Annotated in this window: 20 protein-coding genes; 11 read left to right on the top strand and 9 right to left on the bottom strand. The window is 63.3% G+C overall.

The annotated features are described in order from the left end of the window. The first annotated feature begins 127 nt into the window (after positions 1-127). A complete protein-coding gene (locus GGR73_RS03540) occupies positions 128-472 on the top strand; it encodes a response regulator (protein ID WP_102252252.1) in 345 nt (114 codons plus the stop codon). A gap of 40 nt (positions 473-512) precedes the next feature. Here GGR73_RS03540 and GGR73_RS03535 read toward each other — a convergent pair whose 3' ends face one another. Next, complete coding sequence (locus tag GGR73_RS03535) at positions 513-3,338, bottom strand: PAS domain-containing protein (protein WP_221233994.1); 2,826 nt, start codon at positions 3,336-3,338, stop codon at positions 513-515. A gap of 444 nt (positions 3,339-3,782) precedes the next feature. On the opposite strand from GGR73_RS03535, the gene GGR73_RS03530 reads away from it, so the two are divergent. From GGR73_RS03530 to GGR73_RS03510, 5 genes are all read left to right on the top strand, one after another. Continuing rightward, entirely contained in the window at positions 3,783-4,247 is a 465-nt protein-coding gene (locus tag GGR73_RS03530) for a MarR family winged helix-turn-helix transcriptional regulator (protein WP_184456479.1), read from the top strand. 37 nt (positions 4,248-4,284) lie between these two features. Further along, positions 4,285-5,469: an FAD-dependent monooxygenase gene (locus tag GGR73_RS03525; RefSeq protein WP_184455674.1), complete on the top strand. Its 1,185-nt coding sequence runs from the start codon at positions 4,285-4,287 to the stop codon at positions 5,467-5,469. A gap of 410 nt (positions 5,470-5,879) precedes the next feature. Then, positions 5,880-7,991, top strand: a complete 2,112-nt coding sequence (locus GGR73_RS03520; protein WP_184455672.1) for a methyl-accepting chemotaxis protein — start codon at positions 5,880-5,882, stop codon at positions 7,989-7,991. Between the two features lie 184 nt (positions 7,992-8,175). Beyond that, positions 8,176-8,580 (top strand): hypothetical protein, encoded by a 405-nt coding sequence (locus GGR73_RS03515; protein WP_435014617.1) that lies wholly within the window; start codon positions 8,176-8,178, stop codon positions 8,578-8,580. 205 nt (positions 8,581-8,785) lie between these two features. Beyond that, positions 8,786-9,040 carry a carboxymuconolactone decarboxylase family protein gene (locus tag GGR73_RS03510; RefSeq protein ID WP_202975120.1) on the top strand — a complete coding sequence of 85 codons (255 nt, stop codon included), beginning with the start codon at positions 8,786-8,788 and terminating at the stop codon, positions 9,038-9,040. Positions 9,041-9,274: 234 nt separating this feature from the next. Here the strand turns inward: GGR73_RS03510 and GGR73_RS03505 are convergent, their stop codons facing one another. Both GGR73_RS03505 and GGR73_RS03500 read right to left on the bottom strand, forming a co-directional pair. Next, positions 9,275-9,667, bottom strand: a complete 393-nt coding sequence (locus GGR73_RS03505) for a hypothetical protein (protein ID WP_374057720.1) — start codon at positions 9,665-9,667, stop codon at positions 9,275-9,277. Between the two features lie 39 nt (positions 9,668-9,706). After that, on the bottom strand, positions 9,707-10,165 hold the full coding sequence (locus tag GGR73_RS03500; RefSeq protein WP_184455668.1) for a hypothetical protein: 459 nt from the start codon (positions 10,163-10,165) through the stop codon (positions 9,707-9,709). A 210-nt stretch (positions 10,166-10,375) separates the two neighbouring features. Between GGR73_RS03500 and GGR73_RS03495 the strand changes: the two genes are divergently transcribed. Beyond that, complete coding sequence (locus GGR73_RS03495; RefSeq protein WP_184456477.1) at positions 10,376-10,927, top strand: CPBP family intramembrane glutamic endopeptidase; 552 nt, start codon at positions 10,376-10,378, stop codon at positions 10,925-10,927. 117 nt (positions 10,928-11,044) lie between these two features. After that, positions 11,045-11,419, top strand: coding sequence for a nuclear transport factor 2 family protein (locus tag GGR73_RS03490; protein WP_104608104.1), 375 nt, complete (start codon positions 11,045-11,047; stop codon positions 11,417-11,419). A gap of 137 nt (positions 11,420-11,556) precedes the next feature. Here GGR73_RS03490 and GGR73_RS03485 read toward each other — a convergent pair whose 3' ends face one another. From GGR73_RS03485 to GGR73_RS03475, 3 genes are all read right to left on the bottom strand, one after another. Next, positions 11,557-13,350, bottom strand: coding sequence for a methyl-accepting chemotaxis protein (locus GGR73_RS03485; protein WP_184380122.1), 1,794 nt, complete (start codon positions 13,348-13,350; stop codon positions 11,557-11,559). A 308-nt stretch (positions 13,351-13,658) separates the two neighbouring features. Then, positions 13,659-14,735 (bottom strand): catalase family protein, encoded by a 1,077-nt coding sequence (locus GGR73_RS03480; RefSeq protein WP_184380119.1) that lies wholly within the window; start codon positions 14,733-14,735, stop codon positions 13,659-13,661. Positions 14,736-15,128: 393 nt separating this feature from the next. Then, positions 15,129-15,884: a hypothetical protein gene (locus GGR73_RS03475; protein WP_184455666.1), complete on the bottom strand. Its 756-nt coding sequence runs from the start codon at positions 15,882-15,884 to the stop codon at positions 15,129-15,131. Between the two features lie 734 nt (positions 15,885-16,618). Between GGR73_RS03475 and GGR73_RS03470 the strand changes: the two genes are divergently transcribed. Continuing rightward, positions 16,619-16,981: a hypothetical protein gene (locus GGR73_RS03470; protein WP_184455664.1), complete on the top strand. Its 363-nt coding sequence runs from the start codon at positions 16,619-16,621 to the stop codon at positions 16,979-16,981. A 44-nt stretch (positions 16,982-17,025) separates the two neighbouring features. Here the strand turns inward: GGR73_RS03470 and GGR73_RS03465 are convergent, their stop codons facing one another. Then, positions 17,026-18,618, bottom strand: a complete 1,593-nt coding sequence (locus tag GGR73_RS03465; RefSeq protein ID WP_184455662.1) for a MobA/MobL family protein — start codon at positions 18,616-18,618, stop codon at positions 17,026-17,028. Between the two features lie 259 nt (positions 18,619-18,877). Here GGR73_RS03465 and GGR73_RS03460 point away from each other — a divergent pair, with 259 nt between their 5' ends. Beyond that, complete coding sequence (locus GGR73_RS03460) at positions 18,878-19,183, top strand: hypothetical protein (protein ID WP_055829085.1); 306 nt, start codon at positions 18,878-18,880, stop codon at positions 19,181-19,183. Positions 19,184-19,278: 95 nt separating this feature from the next. Here the strand turns inward: GGR73_RS03460 and GGR73_RS03455 are convergent, their stop codons facing one another. After that, complete coding sequence (locus GGR73_RS03455) at positions 19,279-20,271, bottom strand: YncE family protein (protein WP_184455660.1); 993 nt, start codon at positions 20,269-20,271, stop codon at positions 19,279-19,281. Between the two features lie 121 nt (positions 20,272-20,392). Continuing rightward, the gene (locus GGR73_RS03450; protein WP_184455658.1) at positions 20,393-21,310 is read right to left on the bottom strand and encodes a LysR family transcriptional regulator; all 918 of its coding nucleotides are present in this window, start codon (positions 21,308-21,310) and stop codon (positions 20,393-20,395) included. A gap of 107 nt (positions 21,311-21,417) precedes the next feature. Between GGR73_RS03450 and GGR73_RS03445 the strand changes: the two genes are divergently transcribed. Next, on the top strand, positions 21,418-22,581 hold the full coding sequence (locus GGR73_RS03445) for a TDT family transporter (RefSeq protein WP_155273458.1): 1,164 nt from the start codon (positions 21,418-21,420) through the stop codon (positions 22,579-22,581). Position 22,582 lies beyond the last annotated feature (1 nt).

Genomic DNA, 22,582 nt, shown 5'->3' with positions numbered 1-22,582 from the left:
GCCGCGCTTTATGACAGTTCCGACACGTTCGTCACGCGCGTGGGCCTAGCGTTGCACCTGAAGTGCATCGCATGGTTGCGATCGCTCGAGGACTGCGGTGAACCACGCATCATGTAACGCCCGTATCTTGCTGGTCGAAGACGACGATGCCATTCGTGCGATGACCGCAGATATCCTGGGTGACGAGGGCTACCAGGTCATCGTGTCGCCAGACGCCGAGCAGGCGCTGGAGCAGCTCAACCAGGCGCGTCCGTTCGATCTGCTGCTGTCCGATATCTGCCTGCCCGGTATGAACGGGCGCGACCTCGCCGACAATGCGCGCCGTCTGTATCCCGCCCTGCCCATCGTGTTCATGACCGGCTATGCCGGGTCCATCGCCAAGCGTGCGGATTTTCTCGATACCGGCATGCGTCTGTTGACCAAGCCGTTTTCGTTGCGCGACCTGCTGGGCATCGTGCAGACCGCGCTGTAAGCAACCCCGACCGAATCATCGCCAAGCCTGCACGCAGGCCTCAGTGCGATTTGCGTTCCAGCAACTGCGCCACGCGACGTTCCAGGTCCACGGCCAGAAACGGCTTGGTCAGCACCTCCATGCCGTCCTCCAGTTGCCCGGCGCCCACCGCCGCGGTTGCCGCGTAGCCGGTGACGAACAGCACCGGCAGCGTCGGCCGCGACTGCCGCCCCGCGTCGGCGACCTGACGTCCGTTCAATCCACCGGTCAGGCCGACGTCGGTCACCAGCAGATCGATCGTCTCCTGCGAGCGCAGGCGCTCCACTGCGGCGCTGCCTTCGGCGGTCTCGATGACGCGGTAGCCCGCTTCGCTCAGCACTTCGGACATCAGCACGCGGATCGCGGTTTCGTCTTCCACCAGCAGCACCGTGCAGCTTGGCGCGGTGGAACGCAGCGGTTGCTCGGTCGCCGGCACTGCCTCGTCCTGCGCCAGCACGCCATCGAAGCGCGGCAGGTACAGCGCCATGGTGGTGCCGATGCCCACCTCCGAATCGATGCGCACGTGGCCGCCGGACTGGCGGGTGAATCCGTAGATCATCGACAAGCCCAGACCGGTGCCCTGCCCGATCGGCTTGGTGGTGAAGAACGGCTCGAACACCTTGGACATCACATCGGCGCTCATGCCGGTGCCGGTGTCCCGCACGCTCAGGCACACGTACTCGCCGATCGGCAGGTCCAGCTGCTGGGCGGCGCCGGCGTCCAGCACCCGGTTGGCGACGGCGATGGTGAGCTCGCCACCATCGGGCATCGCGTCGCGCGCGTTGATGCACAGGTTCAATAGCGCGTTTTCCAGCTGCGGCGCATCCACCAGCACTTTCCACGGGTCGGCTGCAGGGCGCAGCTGCAAGGCGATCGAAGGCCCCAGCGTGCGCGCGATGATGTCGTGCATGCCCTGCACCAGTGCCTGCACCTCCAGCGCGGTCGGCGCCAGGGTCTGCCGGCGCGAAAACGCCAGCAGCCGCTGGGTCAGTGCGGTGGCGCGCGCGGCGCTGGATTGCGCCATTTCCACGTAGCGCTCCAGGCGGTCGTACTTGCCCTGTTCGATGCGCGTCTGCAACAGCTCCAGACCGACGCTGATCGCCGTCAGCAGATTGTTGAAGTCGTGCGCCAGCCCGCCGGTCAGCTGGCCGACCGCCTCCATCTTCTGGCTCTGGCGCAGCTTTTCCTCGGCCAGCAGCAGCGCCGCGCTGCGTTCGCGCACGCGCTCTTCCAGCGTTTCGGTCAGTTGGCGCAGCTGCTGTTCGGCCAGCCGCTTGTCGGTGATGTCGGCCGCGGTGCCGAACCACTCCACGATCTGCTCGCCCTCGTCCAGCAAGGGGATCGCGCGCATCAGGGTCCAGCCCACCCGCTGATCGGCATCCAGCACGCGGTATTCCACATCCAGCCCGGTCTTGTTGATGATCGAATGCGCAATGGCCTCGGCCAGCCGCGCGCGATCGTCCGGGTGCACCATCTCCTGCTGCCAGTTCAAGCTTGCCGAGAGCGCATCGCTCAGCGCCCCCTCGCCAACCAGTTGGCGAAGCTCGCGCCAGTCGGCGCTGGCCGAAAAGATCGACTGCGAGGACGCGCGCACCAGCGCATCCAGCCGGCGCTCGCTCTCGCGCAAGGCTTCGCTGGCCAGCCGCTCGGCGGTGCGGTCGCGCAACACCTTGACAAAGCCGATCGCCGCGCCGGTTTCTTCGCGCAGCACCATCAGCGACCCGTTCGCCCAGAAACGCTGGCCGGACTTGCGCACATGCCAGCGCTCGTCCATGCCGCTGCCGCTTTCCAGCGCCGCCGCCGCCTCGATCAGGATCTGCCGGCGCTCCACATCTTCCGGGGTGAAGGTGCGCTCCAGGGTCTGGCCCAGCATCTCGGCCTCGCTCCAGCCCAGAATGCGCTGCGCGCCCTCGTTCCAGGACGTGACCAGGCCGTGCAGGTCGGTGGCGATGATTGCGTAGTCCATCACGCTGTCCAGGATCTGCCGGTTGCGCACTTCCGCCTCGCGCACCGCGCGTTCCAGGCCGATGCGGTCGGTGATGTCCAGGCCCTGCACGAAGATGCCGGAGACGGTGCCGTCGGCACCGGCGATCGGCTGGTAGACCAGATCCAGCAGGCGTCGCTCCATCGGGCCGCCCGGCTCGGCCTGCACGTTGTAGGCCAGCGCACTGGCCGCATAGGCACGCCCGGACTGATACACCTCGTCCAGGCGATGCAGATGCCCCTGCTCGACCAGATCCGGCAGGGCCTCGGCCAGCGGCTTGCCGATCACGTCGCGGTGCCCGATCAGGCGCGAATAGCACGGGTTGGCGAACTCCACCCGATGCTGCGGACCGCTCAGAAACGCCATGAACATCGGCGCCTGCTCGAACAACCGGATCAGCCGCTCGTGCTCATCGGCAAGCCGGTTTTGCGCCACCTTGCGGTCGGTGACTTCGTTGGTGACGCAGAACGCGCCGCCCACACGCCCATCGTCCAGATAGATCGGCGAGAACGAAAATGTCCACCAGGTGTCTTCCGGCGTGCCGTAGCGGTTCATGCCGATCGGCACTTCCTCGAAGCGCGAGGCGCGCCCCGCGAACGCGGCCTCGATCGGCGCACGTACCGCCTCCCAGGCATCGGCCCACAATTCCCGCAGCGGCGCACCCAGCGCATGCGGCTGCCGCGGCCCAAGGATCGGCGTGTAGGCATCGTTGTAGAAGAAGGTCAGCGCATCGCCCCACACCACATACATGCTTTCCGGCGAGCTGAGCATCAGGCTGACCGCATTGCGCAGCGGCGACGGCCACTGCGTGGTCGGCCCCAGCGGTGTTGCGGCCCAGTCGTAGGCGCGCACGGCCTGCGCCATGGCGCTGTCGCCATACGGAAACGGCGCGCTCACGTGGTGCCCAGGCGCGCTGCCGCCCAGCGGCAGTCGTCATGCGGACAATACGCAACGCGGTGCGCGGACGGCTTACCAATCACCCAAACAAGCATCTTTGACGAACCATTGAAGAAGAACCAGGATCAAACGCCGCGCAGCGCCGGCAGGCAGGAACGGAACGGGCCGAGATGCCGGCCGCACCTGCCAGAGCCATCCGGCGTTGCCGGTGGCGCCCTGCAGGGCGTGCAGCGCCCGCCTACGTTACAACACTCAGGTGACGATGCCTGCCGACTGCGCGCCGGGCCCACCATGGCGCGCTGCCGCGGCAGCCGGCATGGATGTCTCGACGCGGCGCGCAGGCAATGCCCCGTGGTGCGCGTGCCCGGATAAAATCGCGAGATGGCCCAACGGCGTGGCACGATGACGCAAATGCAGGATCGCGATGCACTCATTCACCCGCTGGCTGCGGTGGCCCCGGGGTATCTGGCCAACCATGCTGCACGGGTCTTCAACCGTCTGGTGGATGCGCAACTGCGCCCGCATGGCATGTCGCTGGCACTGCTCGGGCCGATCATGCTGCTGTCCTGGAAAGGGCCGATGCTGCAACGCGACCTGGTGATCGACTCGGCGGTGAAGCAGCCGGCAATGGTGGCCCTGCTGGACAAGCTGGAGGGCCTGCAGCTGATCGAGCGCGCCCCGGCGCCGCAGGACCGCCGCGCCGCAGTGGTCTCGCTCACGTCGCGCGGGCGCAAGATCGCCGAGATCGGCGGCAAGATACTGATCGATCTCAATGCCGATGCGCTGAAGGACTTCTCCCCCGAGGAGGCGCAACAGACTGTCGCGTTCATGCAGCGCCTGATCGCCAACCTGGAGCAGCGCGACCAGGGCATGTAATATCACTTCTGATATTTCTTCTTTCGGGTGATCTGTCATGCCGCGTCGCATCCTCATCACCGGCGCAAGCGTCGCCGGCAACACCGTGGCCTGGGCGCTCGCCCGGCAGGGATTCGACGTCAGCGTCGTCGAGCAGGCCGCGCAGTTTCGCGATGGCGGCCAGAACATCGACGTGCGCGGGGTCGGCCGCGAGGTCCTGCAGCGCATGGGCCTGGAGCAGGCCGCACTCGATCACGGCACCGGTGAGGAAGGCACTGCCTGGGTCGACGACCACGGCCATGCGGTGGCGACCTTCAAGACCGACGACATCGATGGCGATGGCCCGACCGCAGAGCTGGAAATCCTGCGCGGCGACCTCGCCCGCCTGCTCTACGACGCCGCCCGCCAGACGGCCGAGTACCGGTTCGGCGACCGCATCGCCAGCATCGACGACGACGGCGAGGCTGCCACCGTCCGCTTCCAGAGCGGACGCAGCGACCACTTCGATGCCGTCATCGTCGCCGAAGGCGTCGGCTCGGCCACACGCGAGCTGGTGTTTCCCGGCGAGAACGACCCGCGCTGGATGGATCTGACCATTGCCTACTTCACCATCGCACGCACCGCCGACGACGACCGCCTGTGGCGTTGGTATCACACCACCGGCGGGCGCAGCATCTCGTTGCGCCCGGACCAGCACGACACCACACGCGCGATGCTGTCGCTGCAGAAAGCCCCCGAGGGCGAGCAGGACTGGGACGTGGCGACCCAGAAGGCCTATCTGCGCGAACGCTTCACCGACGCCGGCTGGCAGGCTGCGCGGGTACTGGACGGCATGGACACCACCGACGATTTCTACTTCGATGCCTTGCGGCAGGTGCGCATGCCGCGCTGGCACGCCGGCCGCGTCGTGCTGACCGGCGACGCCGCCTGGTGCGCAACCCCGCTGGCCGGCATCGGCGCCACTCTTGCGGTCACCGGCGGCTACGTGCTGGCCAACGAGATCGCACGCGCCGCAACGCTGGAACACGCCTTCGCCGCCTACGCCGACGCCATGCGGCCGATGGTGGAACAGGGCCAGGGCGTGCCGAAGATCGGCCCGCGCCTGATGAATCCGCACAGCCGGCTCGGCATCCAGTTGCTGCACGGCGCACTGAAATTCGCCAGCCAACCCAGCATCCAGAACATTGCCGCCAAGCTGATGACGCCGTCGATGAAGGCGCCGGATCTGTCGCGCTATGACTGAGGCCGCCTGGATGGCCGTGCTGCGGTGGCGGCACGATGCATGCTGATCGACGCCTGCCATCGGCCGCAGCACCGGCGCCGCGGCCGTCTCCACGCCTCGGTCACTTGCCGCGCCTGAATCCGCTTCTGCCCCGGCGCTGACCGGTACCAAAGCGCTGCGCTGCAGCCGCGACCGCTGGCTTGCGTTCTGATCGCCATGGCTGACGGCATTGCGAAGCCAACCGTGGATGAATCCTGCCACCGCCGGCGGTTTCATTTCCGCTGACGCAGGCCGCTAACGAACAGGTCGAGACATCCTTCGTGCAGCGGCGACGCTGCCGACCCCATCGGTGTCCCGGGCGCATCGCCTCCCAGCTGTTGCTGGGATTCTCCCCCGCTCTTCCGCTCGCCGGATCACCGATCAAACTCCCTATGTCCCTGCTTTCGAATCTGCGCATCGGTCAGCGCCTGGCCCTCGGCTTCCTCGCGATCATTGTGCTGATGGTGATCCTCACCGTCGTCGGCATCCAGCGCGTGCGCAGCATCGACCAGCAGCTCACCGCCATCAACGAAGTGAACAGCGTCAAGCAACGCTATGCGATCAATTTCCGCGGCAGCGTGCACGACCGCGCGATCGCCCTGCGCGATGTCGTGCTGCTGGACGACCCAGTAGAGCGGCACACGGCAGAACAATCGATCGACAAGCTCGCCGCGGACTACGCCCGCTCCGCCAAGCCACTGGACGACATGATCGCGGCCTCCACGGACGCGGAAGAAAAGGCCATCCTCCAGCGGATCAAGGCCATCGAGCAGCGCACCATGCCGTTGATCGCGCAGGTGCGCGCGTTCCGCGATGGCGCCGACAAGCCGCATGCCGAACAACGCCTGCTGCAGCAGGCGCGCCCCGCCTTCGTCGCCTGGCTGGCCAGCATCAACGCCTTCATCGACCTGCAGGAAGCCAAGAACCGCGCGGCCGCCAAGGACGCGGTGACCACCGCGCGCGGCTTTGCAATGCTGATGGTGGTCTCCACCGTCATCGCCTTGCTGCTGGGCGCCACCATTGCGTGGTTGCTGACCCGCAGCGTGGTGCTGCCCTTGCGCCAATCGCTGCGGTTAGCCGAGCGCATCAACGACGGCGACCTGCGCAGCCAGGACCTGCCCACCAGCAAGGACGAATCCGGCCAGTTGCTGCGCGCCATGCAACAGATGCAGCGCCGCCTGCAGGATGTGATCTCCGCCCAACGCAACATGGCGGCCCGCCACGATGCCGGCGAGATCAGCTACCGCACCGACGCCCAGCAGTTCCCCGGCGAATACGGGCACATGGTGCAGGACACCAACGCCCTGGTACATGCGCACGTGCAGACCCAGCTGCGCATGACCGAGGTCATGGGCAGCTATGCCATCGGCGACCTGGCTCCCGAAATCGAGCAATACCCCGGCGAGAAAGCCGCCATCACCGCCACCATGCAGCAGGTCAAGCAGAACCTGCGCGCCATCAACGCGCAGATCCAGCAGCTCACCCAGGCTGCCTGCGCCGGCAACTTCGCGCTGCGCGGCCAGCCGGAAAAGTTCGAACACGACTTCCGCCTGATGGTCGAAAACCTCAACACCATGATGGCCACCTCCGACACCAACCTGGCCAGGTTTTCCGACCTGCTGCGGTGCATCGCCGATGGCGACCTGACCGTGCGCATGACCGGCAACTTCCACGGCGTGTTCGCCTCCATGCGCGACGATGCCAACAGCACCGTGCATCGCCTGACCGACATCGTCACGCATATCCAGACCACCTCCAACAGCATCGGTTTTGCCGCCGAAGACATCGCCAGTGGCAACCAGGAACTGTCCCGCCGCAGCGAACAACAGGCCGCCAGCCTGGAAGAAACCGCAGCATCGATGGAAGAGCTGACCTCCACCGTCAAGCAGAATGCCGAGCACGCCGGCCGTGCCAATCAGCTCGCGCTGGGCGCCGCCGCCATTGCCTCGGAAGGACGCGACGTGGTTGGCCAGGTCATCGAACAGATGTCCGGCATCGAAGCCTCGTCCAGGCGCATCGCCGACATCATCTCGGTCATCGACGGCATCGCCTTCCAGACCAATATCCTCGCGCTCAATGCCGCCGTCGAGGCCGCACGCGCCGGTGAACAAGGCCGCGGTTTTGCCGTGGTGGCCTCGGAAGTGCGCACCCTCTCGCACCGCTCATCGGACGCCGCCAAGGAGATCAAACGCCTAATCGACGACTCCGTGCAGCGCGTCGCCGACGGTGCAACGCTGGTGCACAAGGCCGGCACCACCATGGGCGAGGTCGTCACCAGCGTCCAGCATGTCACCGACATCATGGGCCACATCTCCGCCGCCTCGCAGGAACAGGCCGGCGGCATCGAACAGGTCAACCTGACCATCGCCCAGATGGACGAAACCACCCAGCAGAACGTCAGCCTGGTCGAAGCCGCGAGCACGGCGGCCCGTTCGCTGGAAGCACATTCGACCCAGCTGACGCAGGCGGTCGAGGTGTTCAAGGTCAATGCCTCGGTGATCTGACTAGCCGGGTAGCGCGATCCTTAGTGACTGGCCGTGTTGCTGCCTGCGCTCGCGCAATGCTGCGCACTTGCGCGGGCGCGTCACGGCGAAGTGACGCTGCATCGCATTGATGTGGTCGCTACATCCGCACAGCGAACTGAGACATCAGCTTGCATCTCCACAACACACGGGCATGATTGCCGCCATGGAACGTCTCCGCCCCTTCCGCAGGCTGATGCTTGCAACGCTTCTGGTCACCTGGCTTGCCGCGTGCGCGGCAGCTGGGTCCATCACCAGCCAGCCCATCGAAGGCCCGGTGCGGCTGGGAGAAATCGCGGCGGTCGATGGCCCCAAGGTACGTCCCGACCGCGTCATCGAAGACAGCCGTTGCCCGGCCGAGGTGCAGTGCGTCGTGGCGGGCCGGCTGATCGTCAGGGCAACCGTGCTCGGCGGAGGCTGGTCCAAACAGATCGATCTCACGCTTGGCGTTCCGGTGGCTGTGGCCGATGGCCAGTTGACGTTGGTCGACGCCACTGCCCCACCAGCAGACTCGGCAACGGCTGCCGCGTCGAACATGCGCTTCACCTTCCGCTTTCAGGGTGGGCGTTAATCAAAGTGCTTCAGGCCCGGGGCGATGCAGCACGGACGCGATGCCCTGCAGGCGCCCACACGTCATCCAGTGCTGCTCGTAGCCGTTGAACCGAGGCATACGCTTGTTCTCGCGTTGCAAAGCCTGAGAATCCCATCAGCAAACCGCCCGACGATGAGGGCCGGATTCGCCACCTGCTCAATGCCTGAAGTGGCAGTCCGTGTGCTTGGGCGGCCTGCGCCAGCAGCGCATCGAGTTGGACAGCCTGGCCGGGTGGCGGGTGAGTCCGCATTTCAGCGACCGTGAGCGCCTGGCCCTGGGGTGGACCGAGTCATTGACAGATATCGCAAACAGCCGAGCCCCTGACGATGACTTTGCTCTTCTAAAAGCCCATTTCAGTGACGCCGAGATCGCTGACCTGAGCTTTGCCATCGCGCTGATGGCCGCATTCAATCGTTTGGCGATTGGCATGCGTCAGTAAAGTCCAGCGCGTCAATGCAGACTGCCCGCCCTGTCTCGCAACGCTGATAGCCGCCAAGGCTCAGAACAGGAGCTTGACGGCCGGCTAGCGTCCGGCGCCAGCACACTGCACTGCTGGCGACTGCTCATTGTCCCCTTCGCTGATCCAGGCGCGGCGTATGACTACGCTACGCACTGGATGGCCAGGTGCTGTGTGTCGAGCGGAATGGCAAGCGCTGCCTTGCAGTAGCCCGGGCTAGGATTGCCCTCTGGCCTGGGGAAAACAGCGCTCCATTCGATCCGTCCACGCTGCCAACTGCTCAAGCGTATACGCCTCGATCGGCTTTGCCATTGTCGAGGAGGCCTTGTGTTGCGAAACGGTCGCAACCAAGGAGGAGGAAAGGCGATCCCAACACCGCATCAGCAGCACCGGGGATGGATGCGAAGCAACCAGCGCCTCAAGCACCGCGCCCTGCGCCACCCTTGCTGCCTGCAGGTCGCTCAAAGCATCCACAACCGCTGTCATCCATTGCTCGTTCAACTGCTCCATACCTTTCAACAACGCTGTGGGAAGCGCATAGCGTATCCGGATCCACATGTCCTTGGTGGTGCGTTTTGCCAGTCGGCGCAAACACAGCTGAACAAGCAAGGTGATGCCGAGTTCAAGCAGAGCACTGCGTGACAGACATCAGCGGTCACCACTAGCTAACCTAGTTTCTGCAACGTAGAACCATGGCTTGAAGAGATGCATGCCAGGACGAAACCACGCTGATTGGTCGATGATCGATACCAGCTGACGTTGAGCCCGGCAATCAATGCTCAAGCTGTGATCAGGCAACTCAAGCCGGATGGCGAAGGCACCAAGGACATCGTCACTTCGGAGCGATGTGCAGTCCAACCTGAAACGAATCCCCAGCCACCACCAGAAAATGAAATGAGAGCGTGGAGCAGCTGCCAACTGAAACGCTGCGCTGATGCAGACCTTGCTTGAACTCAATGCAAACCTGCCAGCAATGAAGGTTGAAATCCAGGCGCTGCCAGCAGCGTCTTCACCGCACACGGCGACATCGGCCGGCCTTACTTCAATGGGCGGATCACGGTCGAGCGCCTGAAACAGCGCATGTCTTTCCCTCGTCGCAGTCAGCAACCCATGCCCTCTGGCACAGGACGCTTGTCAATCTCGTGGTTACCGTTCGAGCACCTACTCGATCCTTCGTCCAGCATGTTTCAACAAGGCTCCTCAAGCGCACATCCCCGCCCGGGCATTCCTGTACTGGGACATCCTCTGGCACGCATCGCAGCGATCGCCGTCATCCTCGCACTGGCGCACTACCGCTGGGTGCAGTTTCCCTGGCGGATGCCGCTTGTCGGCATTCTAGCGATTGCCCTGGTCTGGCTGGAAACGCGCTCGCTGAGTGCCTGCGGATTAAAGCATCAGTCGTCTCGCGCCTGGTTAGGCTGGACACTGCTGCTGCTTGCGCTGGTCATCGGCGTCATTAATCCGTTCGTGCAACCGCTGATCGATGCGCTGACCGGGACCAAGGCCGACTACAGCGGGTACGGCGCACTGCTTGGCAACGTCAACGCGGCTGCCCACCTGGCAGGCGGCGCCTGGCTCAGCGCGGCGCTTGGCGAGGAACTGGTCTTCCGTGCGTTCCTGATGCACCACCTCGATCACCTGCTGGGCCGCCATCGTGGCGGACGCGTGATGGCGGCAGTGGCAGGGGGAACCCTGTTTGGCGCGATGCACCTGACCCAAGGCATCTCGGGGGTGCTGCTGGCCGGGCTTGTCGGCGCGTTGTTCGGCTATGTCTATCTGCGATCACGACGCAACCTCTGGGCGATGATCCTGGCGCATGGCTTGATCGATACCTGGGGCATTGCGACGCTGTATCTGGGTTGGTATTAGCAGACACCCACCAGGATCCGCCTGCTTCGGTGCCTCACTGCCAGCAAATCCTTGGCACGTCATCCACGGATGCTGGACGATAGCGCCTTGTCCCTCTCTACACGAGCATTGTCAGACATGGCCACCGATAGCGTGCTCTCGATCGTTCAAGCGCAGCTGGATGCCTACAACGCCAAGGATATCGACGCCTTGCTGGCCACCTATGCTGACGATGCCGAGCATTACACCTTGCACGGAACACAGCTGGCCAAAGGGCATGCCATGCTTCGCGAGCGGTTTCTGGCCCGCTTTCAGGAGCCGGACCTGCATGCGCAGCTGTTGTCGCGGACCGTCGTCGGCAACATCGTCGCCGACGCGGAGCGCATCACCCGCAACTTTCCTGAAGGGATCGGCCGTGTTGAGATGCTATGCATCTACGAGGTGGTCGATGGAAAAATCCGGAGAGCCTCATTCGCGACCGGCGCACGCATCGACACCGCACCTGCCCGATGAAACATTTCAGGCGATCGGTCTAGACCGGGCGCCTTTTCAGGCCGGGCGTAGAAAAGCCATTGAACGCATTCTGGTTTCCAGTGCACCGCCCTGCTTCCCGGCATTACCAGGTCACAGGGCGGCATTGGCTACACGCGTTATGCAGCCAATGCGAGCTTCGTCTTGCCGGAGGCGCTGCGTGAGCTGTTGGCAACACTCTCCACCAACGCAGTCGCCTGATCCTCAAGTGCGCGGGCCGACGATGCCATGGTGTCAACAAGAGCGGAGTTTTGCTGGGTCGCTGCATCCATCTGCGAGATGGTTTGGTTGATCTGCTCGATGCCAGCGCTTTGCTCGTGACTGGCCGCGGCAATGCCGCTCATGATGTCGTTGACCTGCCGCACCGAGGAAAGCAGTTCTTCCATGGCCTTGCCCGCCACGTTGACCTGCTCCGCGCCCTGCCCCACCTTCGCACCCGAGTCGGCGATCAGGTCGCGGATCTCCTTGGCCGCCATGGTGCAGCGCTGCGCGAGGCTGCGTACCTCGGACGCGACGACCGCAAAGCCACGCCCCTGCTCGCCGGCCCGCGCCGCTTCCACGGCAGCGTTCAAGGCAAGGATATTGGTCTGGAACGCGATGCCATCGATGACGGTGATGATTTCGCCGATCTTCCGCGACGACGCCTGGATTGCCGCCATGGTGCTGACGACACCATTGACCAGCTCACCGCCATGCAACGCGGTCTCCGCGGCCTTGCTCGCCAGTGAATTGGCCTGACGCGCACCTTCGGCGTTCTTGCGAACGATGCTGGTCATCTCCTCCATGGAGCTTGCAGTCTCCTCGAGCGCCGCCGCCTGCTGCTCCGTGCGCCGCGACAGGTCATCGTTGCTGCGCACGATGTCGCCTGCCGCACTGCTGAGCGTGTTTGCCACCTCGCCCAGCTGACGCCCGGCTTCCACGTCCATCAATGCTCCAACCGCGCGCAACGGCGTGCCATCGGCAGCGCGCTTGGTCAGGCCGCGTGCGCGGAACCAGCGGTACTGGCCGTTCTTGAGCTGCAGGCGATACTCGATATCGAAGTTGGTGCGGCCACTGCGGTCGTTCAAATGCGCCGCGAACGCGTTCAGCGAACGCTCCTTGTCTTCCGGGTGCAGCCGTGACGCCCAGCTATCGAGCACGTTGGGGAAGTCCTGCTCGGACTCGAAGCCGAGCAGGTGGCGGAACTGCTGCGACCACCAGAATTCGTTGTTCGGATTGATCGGGTCACCCGCGATCACGCTCATGTCCCACAAGCCGTCGCTGAGCATCTGCGAGCCGAGCTCGAAGCGCGTCAGCGTGATGTCGAGGAACTGCTCCCGCGCGCGACGCTCGGTGATGTCGGTGAGCGAACCCGCCACCCGGAGCGGCAAGCCCTGTGCATCGCGCTCGGTAGTGCCAAATGCGCGGAACCAGCGATATTCGCCGGACTTCAGACGCAGGCGGTTTTCGACGTCGTAAGGAGTTCGACCGCTGCGATCGGCAAGGTGCGCCGCAAAGGCATCCAGCGTCGGCTGCTTGTCATCCGGGTGCAGGCATGCGACCCAACTGTCCAGGACATTGGGAAAATCCTGTTCAGAGGCAAAGCCCAGTAGCCGACGCATCTGCGGCGACCACCACACCGGGCTGTCGGGGTGGCTGGGATCCCCGGCAATGACACCAATGTCCCAGAGCCCGTCGGTCGTACCACTGGCGACCAGCTCGAAACGGCCCTCCAGATGGCGTAACGCGGTCGTCGCGTCTTCCGCCTGGGCCTTGGCCAGATCACGCTCCTGCTGGGCCGCATACAAACGCTCGGCCATTTTCTTGAGCAGCAGAGCCGATCCGTTATTGGGCCACTGCGCACTGCCACCTTTCAACGTGGCATCAACCGCCTTGGTCAGTGCGTCCACCTTGTGGCTGTCGGAGAAAAACATAGCGGCCTCTGCTGCTTGCGTTGGGGATGCGTCCCTAGCGGCAGCGATCGGTCGTTCTTGATGGTCCTTTCCCGATCCATCACCCTGGGTGAGTCGAGCATTCAGCTAGACAGCAGCAGTCCCGGTGGATCGAGTCCGCTGTCTGCTAGTCCTCGCCAAACGCAGCGGCGGTCACCCTGGCATGCCACGCGAGTCGACGCAGTCGCTCAACGACTGATCAAAATCCTCGCCTGGCAGCTGCGATCCAGGGGCACTCCGGCCCCCCGGATACAGGCGTGCTGCACGACACGTGCACGCAGCAGGAGCAGCTAGACGCCAGTCGGCTCGTGGATCGGGCAGCGATTGAACTCGGAGCGGAATCGGCGCGAGGCTGCCATCACGATACGGCGCGCCCGGTTGATGGCGCCCAGCGGCCGGTGCGCGGCCAAGGCATGCCACGGCGAGAAGGCGATGCGGTCTTCCAGCTGCTGCGAGTTCTCTCCGTCCCAACCGGCCTGGCGCTCGACCACCACGCGCGCGACTGCCACAAAGGGGCTGATGGATTGCGGCCATTCTATCGACGCATCCTCGACCGGCATCTTTTCCACGTCCCGGCACAGCTGCACGCGCAGCTCCCACTCGGCCGGGCTATCCAGGGTGCTGATGGCGTGATGAACGGCCTCGCGCTGCGCATCCGGGGAGTCGCCAACTTCCTGCCCATCGAGTTCAACGAGATTGCTGGATATCGGCGCAAGCGAGAACTTGGCGATGTAACGCCCGTAGAGATACGGCACCTGCGAGAAAAACGTCTCGCCCAGCGGATGAACCTGCGGCTGTCCGCCCATCTGCTTGATGCTGCCGCTTCCCCCGCCGATCTTTTCAAGCGTGTGCTCGACACCCCGAAGCACTTTTGAAAGCGCCGCCTTGGCGCCTGGCGCCTTTTCCGTGGTCGTCGCCAGCACCCGGAAATTACGCAAGAACCCGTCGGGACCGGGGGTGGTGAAGGAAGGGCCATTGACCATCAAGAAATCCTGGCTGTGCTTCTCGTCTCCGCCCTCGACGCGCTCGCCGCTGACACCCAACACCTTCAACGCCAGGGCACGCGGAGTCGACACAGCATCGCTCAGTTGTTCTGCAGGTGGCGATGACAGGCGGATGTAAGCATCGTATTGCCCAGGCCCTGCGAACAGGCCTTGTCGCAGCTCTTCAGGCAGATCGTTGAATACGCTGAGCCTGGCGGTGAACAGGCCCTGCCCTTTCGCATGGACTGCGCGGTGCGCATGACCTTCCTTTTCCGCCACCGTCGTTGCCATGTCAACGAACAGCGCTTCCAGGGAACGAATGGTTTCCTGCTCACTGACGCTGGGCGTTTCCAGATCGGGGCGATATTCGACGGGCGCGTTCATTGGGTTCCTGGCTTTATGGCTGGTCAGGCCAATGTGCTCCACCCGCTGTTTACGCTCCGTCGAAGCCGTAGGCAGTCACTTGTCGAGGGCCACACTCCTACTCTGGCCTGCCGTTGCAATGGCAATGGCTAATAGACGGGCGATGCAGCCTACGCCCGGCATTCCTTTCGCTTTTCTGGTCGAAGCTGCCGCTTCGTTGGAGAAACCCGCGGCAGTACTCGCAGGCGGCTGATCTTGCTCATTTCATGAACAATTTATAGCCAAGCCACGCCCCTGATGTTTTTCCTCGTTCGCTGCCGCAAGGCTTAACTCCCATCAGCACACCAACACACAGTAATCACCGTTTGAAAGACGGCGGTGTTGTCGCACTGGCAGCCTGCACCTGCACCGAGGTCAGGGCACTCGCTCAAACGACACCATATCGCGTTGACCATGCAAGAGCAGCGAAAGCACGGCGCTGCCATCCGGACGCATCTGCATCCTGGCTTGGCTGTCGCTGAGCCCCCGGCAGTAGCCTCTATCGTTGGCACCGATCCAGGCAGTCAAAGCACCTGCCTCATGCCCGGCATAGCGCAATTCCACTTGGCAGTCCCGAGGAGCGCCATAGCGCAGGCGACCGACCACATCACCCGGCCGGACCGCCGTCGCCACCAGGTCCAGCTGCGCCGACGTCAGGCCGCTTGAGCGCCAGCGCCCTGCTTCGGTCAACGCTGCATCGGCCTTCTGGTCCAGGGCAATGACAAGCGGCGCCTCGCGACCCAGCAGCGTGAGCTGAATGCCTGGTGCCATCCCATCCCCTGCCTGGAGCTGGGCACGCCCGCCGGAGAGCGCATCGCAGAACTTGCCACCATTGCGCGACTGCAGCGCGTAATCGTCTGCTTGCGCACGCAGCTCCAGTGCGCAATTGAACGGGGGCCCGAATCGCAGGTCCGCACCCTGCCTGCCATCGGCTCCTGCTGCACGAGCTCTCAGAACGACATAAACCGGCCCGGTGCCGCCGCGGGTGGACAGGATTCCGCGCCAATCCCCAGGCGGAATGCTGTCAGCCGCAGCAGCCGCAGCAGCCGGTGCTGCAGGCAGCACCAGGCAAAGCGCGAGCGCCGAAATCATGCGAAAGATGCGACGCAGACGATGATGTCGAGCAGACATTGGAAGCCCCCATGGCGAATTTGACCGAGTGAAAAGGCCGTCCCGGCGCTACCCAGCAACGGCCGCAGCGATCGCGGAGACGGCAAGCAGATGATGGCCATAAATCAGCTGCTGCGCCGAGACAGACGGCAGAGATTTGCACACGCGTTGGCCGCATCGGTTGGCGGCTGCCCCGCGCCTGATTCATACGATGGGCATGAACGTCGCTGATCGCCGCCCGGCGATCGGATGACACCCACTTCAAGCCCCAACACACGCGAGCAGGCATCAACACACCGCAGTGCCATGAAGAAACCCTCCGGCTGTCCACGGCTCGACGACTCAGTGACCGCGATGACGAACGGACCGCGGCGCCAAGTACCGGACAGGAGATGGGACGAATCGGCGGGTCTTGAAAAAAGCGGGCGCCTTAGTGCTCTGCAGCGACATATGGCGGAGAGAGTGGGATCGGATCACCTCCGAATTAACCCATTCAATCCGTTGCAGAAAGCGTGCTCGGCAGGTTTCCTTTCAATGTTTCCTCGATCATATCCGCCCAACACCGTGCATTGCCAGCGAGGCGATGCAGGACAGTGCTCCGTTAGTCAGGCTACCTGCCGATAGCTCCACGGCAATACCTACCATCAAATTCCAGTGAGTCAACTCGTTGAATTTGTGAAACAAATCGCCAAGCGAGCTCTTACGCACAAAGCACCAACTGCTTCTATGTGTGCTTACCCAACACAGGAGCACCCATGCATCACCAAACGCAGATCCAGGTCGCCAGTCGCCTGCTCGGCCACCTCCTTCAGCAACGCACTACGCGCCTTCCCCCTCAAGAAGTGGAGGACATCCAATACGCGCTCGATCTGGCTGCCGAGCTGCTGAGGCTCGGCGGGCCAGGGCCGGCCGGTCAAATGCAGGCATCGACCATGGCCCCCTCCCAGCCCATCCTCGTTAGACGAGCGGCTGTCGATCGCAGCGTCGTGCCAACCATGCCTGCTTCAATCGAGGAATGGCGAGAGGCGCGCAAGAAGAAGAACAAGGACAACGTCCCCCGCCCCAAGGAGCCCACTGCGATTGAACACATAGACCTGCGGCCTCGCCCCCGGCATTAAGGCCAAAGAAGAAAGCCCCGCAGATGCGGGGCTTTTGACATCCATCAGGGGCGTGGCCGACGGCGTGTTGGTTGCGGCGCTGGCATCGGCATCGGGGAGGGCTTGGGTGCAGCAGAAGCGGCCTTGACCGACTCAATAGGCCGGCTCGCGATGTCGAGCTCAGGACTCGCAAGAACCTCCTCGCTCCACTGCTCCACCTCAGCTGTGCGGAGCTCAACTTCATTCTCGTAGTCGTTCCAATGCTGCTCTGAGACGACTGCCTGGGCTGCCGCCAGTTCGGCTGTGCGCTTTTCAAGAACAGCCAAGCGTCGCCCCCGCCGCTTTTCCCATTCTTCAGAGGACCACTCTCCGTTGGGGCGGGGATGGTCGCCGTTGAACTGCTCCCAGCCCTGCTCGGCCAAGTTGAAGAGACGCTGGGCACGCCCCAGGGCGCTGGTCCGCTGGGCGAACTTCAGCACACTCCGTTTCAGACGGCCCAGTCCGTCAACCAGCTTGTTAAGCAACCTGCGCAAATCAACTCTGTCGACAAGGACAGCCGCACGAACGGTCCACTGACCTACCAGACGCTGCGTGGCGGTCAACGCCAGGTCTGGCCGGGTCGAGAGGATGTCTGCCAGGTCCCGAGCCGCCTCACTGACAAGCTCACTGATAGAGCGTAGCGGTCGCACCTGGGTATCTTCCGCACGCCGGCCTAAAGCATCGGAGAGGCGCATGCCACGGAGCCCATGGATTTCCAACCCGGGCACAGCGGTTTGAAGGTCGTTCGTGGCGCCAACCCGGCGTCGACGGTCGCGCCGCGCCTGGTCGTGGCTATGGCCGGTAGGGTTCGGAGTTGCCCTACCCTCTTGCTCGGCTTGAGCGAGCAACCGTTCGAAGGCTTCTTCGTTTTCTCGAACGATGCGCGCGTTCTCGGCGGCACGGTCGGTCATGACGCCTTTGCGCGCCAATGCCGTGGCTGTCTTGCCCATGTGTTTTGTGGGCTGCCGGGACAGCATCATGGCCTCGGCCCAGTCGCCACGAGCCAGGGCTTCTTCGGCCTGGACCTCCAAGCGACGGTGGTCGACCCGCGCATCAATTCCCGCGGCGGCCAAATGCCCGTTGATGGTGGAAGCAATGGTTTGGCGTATCCACTCGATCTCGATCTTCCCAGACGCTCCGCCGTCCAGCTCCCTCGTTTTCTCGGCGAAGCCCTCGCTGGTTAGCCGACGCGTTGTGGCCAGCAGATGGACGTGGTGGTTCAGCCCATCGCGAGAGCCCGGGGAGTGGATGCTGGCCTGCAAAGCGAAACCGTAGCGGGCGACCAGGGCTTGCCCGATGGTCACAGCGAGCACGGACCGCTGCTCGTCGTTGAGCTCGTGGGGCAAGGCGACCTCGAACTCACGGGCCACCACCGAATTTTTGCGATTCTCCGCCGCCTCGGCCTTTGGCCAGAGCTCGGCCGGGACGAAGGCCCATGCCGGCGCATCCTCAGGGGCCAGACACTCGGACGCCACCACTCCACCGCGGCGGCGGTAGTCGTGGCGCTGGCCAGTGAGGTGGTCGATGAGTAGCAGCCCGGCCCGGTAGGCGGCTGCGGCAACAGCAGAGTCGCCTCGGGAACGACTAAAAACTTTGACGCGGGAGTGGTAGATGGCCATGCAAAGCTCCAGATGAGGTTGCTCTCTTTATGCCGTGGCTTTTGATTTGCGCAAGCGCGGAGCGCTTGGGGGTCCGGGGGCGTAGCACCTGGCGCGCGCAATGTCGCAGACATTGCATCAGTGCGCTCTTGCTTCTTTCTTTTACGCACTGTTTTTCAGCATCGAACAACTTTTGAGTGCTGGAAATTTTTGAACCCGCATAAACTTGACTAGGTGGTTTTCCGTGATTGACTCAAAGACGGGATCATTGGAGAAACGCATGACTGCCACAAGCCACTACCACGACCGCATTGCCCGAGCCACAAAGCAGTTAGCCCAACTGCAAGCGAAGGAGCTTTTAGCCAACCAGCGCATCGAGTTGAAGGCCAGGCAAACCGCGAGGCGAGAAAAAGCGAAGCGGCGGCAGAATGTGGCCGACTTGGTCTTCTCAGTTGACGCCCATGTGCTGGACGACGACGAGTTAGCAGGAGCGTTGCTCCAACACCTGGACGCCCGCAAAGAACTCAGTGTCAGGCAAGCCGCTCGTTTGCGAGGTGCCGCGCGAGCCGCATTACCAAGCACTTAAAGGGCTCACGATCTGGCAATTCAAGAAACGGGAGACGACGGTGGGAAAAAGGCGGACGGCACAGCGCCGCCCTCTTCCCGCAAACGCTGTGCTCCTCAATCGGCTGTCAGTGTTTTGCTCACCTTGTTCGTTGCCAAGTCGACGGCCGAAAGGCTCAGATCCTCGTTAAGGACATACGCCTTCTTGAGGTCCTTGCTGAAGACAATGGCCTGCCTTGGGGCTTTGAAGCCCGAAATCGTTCCAGTCACTTTCAGCGTCTGCGTGTCGATGACCGACAAGGTATTGTCCGCCATGTTCCCCGAATACACGTGCTTGCCATCGGGCGTGAGCGCTGCGCCGTAAGGGTCCTTCCCCACGGCAATAGTGGTGGTGATCGAACGCTTGGCCGTGTCGACCACAGCCACGGTGTTGCTGCCGCTGTTGGCGGCATACAGCGTTTTGCCGTCCGACGAGATGGAAATCGCCCGCAGTTTGTTGAAGCCGGTGATTTCGCCTTGAATCGTATTGGTCTTTGTGTCCAGCAAGCTGATCTTGTCGCCCTTGAAATTGGTGACGTAAGCCGTTGCACCATCTGGGCTGATACGGATGCCCTGGCGAGGCTGCGAGAAGCCAGTCACTACCGCCACCGGGCGATCGCTGTTCAAGTCGAACACCGAGACCGTGCTGGCCGCTTCGTTGTTGACATACAAAAGGCGTCCGTCCTTGCTGAGGGTGGTTCCAAAGGCCCCGGCACCCAACGGAAGGTCGGCAACCGTTTTGAGCGTCTGACTATCGATTTTGCGCACCACGCCCAAGCTGCTATCGGAGACGTAAAAGAACGCGCCGTTCGGTGAGAACACGATGTTTCGGGGCGTGACGTAACCCGATAAAACCCGTTTGGACTTGCCCGCCTTGAGGTCATACACCACGATTTCCGGGCGCTGACTGTAGGACACCACGGCCGTCGCCTCATCCGGGCTTACAGCAAGCGAGTTGTTGCGGATGTCGCCGTCAAAGGTCCACCGTTCCTCGGCGGCTTGTGCTCCCAGCGATACAGCCATCGCGCCGCCGAAAACCAAGCCGGCAATCGTTTTTTGTAACAGGTTCATCGCATCCTCCGGTTCTGCGCGACTGCGCGCGTGATCGTTCTCATCGCAGCAATCTGCTGGACCTCACTACTCTGGCCCATGGCAACGAAGAAGGAAAACAAATTATTCCTGTTTCACCGACCTATTTTTTAGGTATCTTCTTTTTGGGGTCTCGCCCCATTTCCAGGCACTGTTCCCAAGCTCCGGCCAACCCCTGAGAGATGAACTTGTCGCGGTGCTTGACCAAGTAGAACTGACGGGCCAACGAGGGAAGCACGCCCTCAAGGGCCACCAGTCGCCCGGAAGACAGCAAGTCGCTCACCACCCAACGGGAGAGGCAACTGACGCCGATGCCCTGGACCAACGTGTTTTTGATGGCCTCGGAACTGCCGATCTGCTGCGTGTTGGCCAGGTCATTGAGATGGCGCAATAGAAGCGCCTCGACTTCCTCCCGGGTGCCAGACCCTTGCTCTCGCAGCAGCCAGTCGGCCTGGCGCAGGTCCGCCTTGGTGACTTTCGAGGCCTTGGCCAGCGGATGCTGGGCCCCCGCGACGATCAGCAGTTCGTCCGTCAACCAGGGCTCGGCATGAAGTTCCGGAAGATGAGAAGGGCCTTCCAGGAGCCCCATGTCGAGTTGGAAGTCGGCGACCTTTCGCGCAATCGCGGCGTTGTTGGCCACGTCGGCGTCCACGTGAATGTGGGGGAACGACTTGCGCAAATCGGCAAGCAAACGGGGCAAGACGTAGTTGCCGATGGTCGTGCTGCAGCCGATCCGTAGCCGCACCGGACGGCCGGAAGCGCCGGGGCGGTAGCTGGTTTCAATCTGGCGTGCGCCGTCGAGCAGTTGCCGTGCCTGCGGCAGCAGGCGTTCGCCTTCGGCATTGAGCAGCAACCGCTTGCCGACTCGGTCGAACAACCGCGTTTCCAGCACGCTCTCCAACTCGTTGAGCGCAGCGCTCGTGGCCGACTGCGAAAGCGCCACCGCGGCGCCGCCGCCAGTGGTGCTGCCATGCTCGGCCACGGCGCAAAAGATTTGGAGCTGACGGAGGCTGACCTTCATTTCAATCCACTAAACAGGTAACTCTTACCAAGATTACCCGTTTTACAGATATTGGAAGCCGCCCTAGACTCTGCTCGTTCCCAACACCCCGCTGCGAGGCTGCTGCAATGAGCGAAAGCAAACTGATGGCCATCATGGGCGGGCACCGGCCCCTAGCCGCTCTTTCCAACCCTCGCGAGGCCATTCGGCAGTTCACGCCGAACTGGTTTGCCGCGACCATGGGCACCGGCATCCTGGCGCTGGCCTTGGGCCAACTTCCCTTCCCGTCCCCGTGGGCCAAGGCCGTTGGCGAAGCATTGTGGTGCTTCAACATCGGGCTCTTCATTTTGTTCAGCACGCTCTACGCCAGCCGTTGGCTGCTGTTTTTCAACGAGGCCAAGCAGATCTTTGGCCATTCCACCGTTTCCATGTTCTTTGGGACCATTCCCATGGGGCTGGCCACCATCATCAATGGCTTGCTTCTTTACGGCCTGCCTAGGTGGGGAGCGGATGTGCTTCCGTTGGCGGAGACGCTCTGGTGGGTCGATGTGGCCATGTCGTTGGCCTGCGGGGTGCTGATCCCCTTCATGATGTTCACGCGCCAACAGCACAGCATCGACCAGATGACCGCCGTTTGGCTGTTGCCGGTGGTGGCGGCCGAGGTCGCGGCCGCAAGTGGTGGGCTGCTGGCTCCCCACCTCACGGACGCCGCAAGCCAATACCATGTGCTGATCACCAGCTACGTGCTGTGGGCATACTCGGTGCCGGTGGCCTTGAGCATCTTGGTTATCTTGTTGTTGCGCATGGCGCTGCACAAGTTGCCGCACGAAAGCATGGCCGCGTCCAGTTGGCTGTCGCTGGGCCCCATCGGAACCGGCGCACTGGGGATGCTGGTGCTGGGCACGGATGCCCCTGCCATCCTGGCTGCCCAAGGCCTCGAGTCGGCAGGAAGCATGGCGGCGGGATTTGGCCTCATCAGCGGGTTGTTGTTTTGGGGATTGGGATTGTGGTGGATGGTGCTGGCCATGCTCATCACCGTGCGCTACCTCCGAAACGGCATCCCGTTCAACCTCGGCTGGTGGGGATTCACCTTCCCGCTGGGCGTGTATGCGGTGACGACATTGCGCCTCGGGGCCACGCTTCACCTGAGCTTCTTCGAAGTTCTGGGCACGGCGCTGGTCGTGTTGTTGGCCGTCATGTGGGCCATCGTCTTTGCCAAGACACTGGCCGGCGCTTACCGGGGAAACCTGTTCGTTTCTCCCTGCATCGCTTCGCTCAATAAGGGGAGTTGAT

This window comes from Xanthomonas sp. F14 (assembly GCF_014199865.1).
This window is presented reverse-complemented; position numbering and strand designations above follow the sequence as displayed.

Coding starts and splice junctions, on each gene's coding strand:
- GGR73_RS03470 (WP_184455664.1), top strand. CDS start 16,619: ATGCATCACCAAACGCAGATCCAGGTCGCCAGTCGCCTGCTCGGCCAC.
- GGR73_RS03475 (WP_184455666.1), bottom strand. CDS start 15,884: ATGTCTGCTCGACATCATCGTCTGCGTCGCATCTTTCGCATGATTTCG.
- GGR73_RS03485 (WP_184380122.1), bottom strand. CDS start 13,350: ATGTTTTTCTCCGACAGCCACAAGGTGGACGCACTGACCAAGGCGGTT.
- GGR73_RS03490 (WP_104608104.1), top strand. CDS start 11,045: ATGGCCACCGATAGCGTGCTCTCGATCGTTCAAGCGCAGCTGGATGCC.
- GGR73_RS03530 (WP_184456479.1), top strand. CDS start 3,783: ATGCAGGATCGCGATGCACTCATTCACCCGCTGGCTGCGGTGGCCCCG.
- GGR73_RS03525 (WP_184455674.1), top strand. CDS start 4,285: ATGCCGCGTCGCATCCTCATCACCGGCGCAAGCGTCGCCGGCAACACC.
- GGR73_RS03520 (WP_184455672.1), top strand. CDS start 5,880: ATGTCCCTGCTTTCGAATCTGCGCATCGGTCAGCGCCTGGCCCTCGGC.
- GGR73_RS03460 (WP_055829085.1), top strand. CDS start 18,878: ATGACTGCCACAAGCCACTACCACGACCGCATTGCCCGAGCCACAAAG.
- GGR73_RS03445 (WP_155273458.1), top strand. CDS start 21,418: ATGAGCGAAAGCAAACTGATGGCCATCATGGGCGGGCACCGGCCCCTA.
- GGR73_RS03480 (WP_184380119.1), bottom strand. CDS start 14,735: ATGAACGCGCCCGTCGAATATCGCCCCGATCTGGAAACGCCCAGCGTC.
- GGR73_RS03535 (WP_221233994.1), bottom strand. CDS start 3,338: ATGGCGCAGGCCGTGCGCGCCTACGACTGGGCCGCAACACCGCTGGGG.
- GGR73_RS03495 (WP_184456477.1), top strand. CDS start 10,376: ATGCCGCTTGTCGGCATTCTAGCGATTGCCCTGGTCTGGCTGGAAACG.
- GGR73_RS03465 (WP_184455662.1), bottom strand. CDS start 18,618: ATGGCCATCTACCACTCCCGCGTCAAAGTTTTTAGTCGTTCCCGAGGC.
- GGR73_RS03455 (WP_184455660.1), bottom strand. CDS start 20,271: ATGAACCTGTTACAAAAAACGATTGCCGGCTTGGTTTTCGGCGGCGCG.
- GGR73_RS03450 (WP_184455658.1), bottom strand. CDS start 21,310: ATGAAGGTCAGCCTCCGTCAGCTCCAAATCTTTTGCGCCGTGGCCGAG.
- GGR73_RS03515 (WP_435014617.1), top strand. CDS start 8,176: ATGGAACGTCTCCGCCCCTTCCGCAGGCTGATGCTTGCAACGCTTCTG.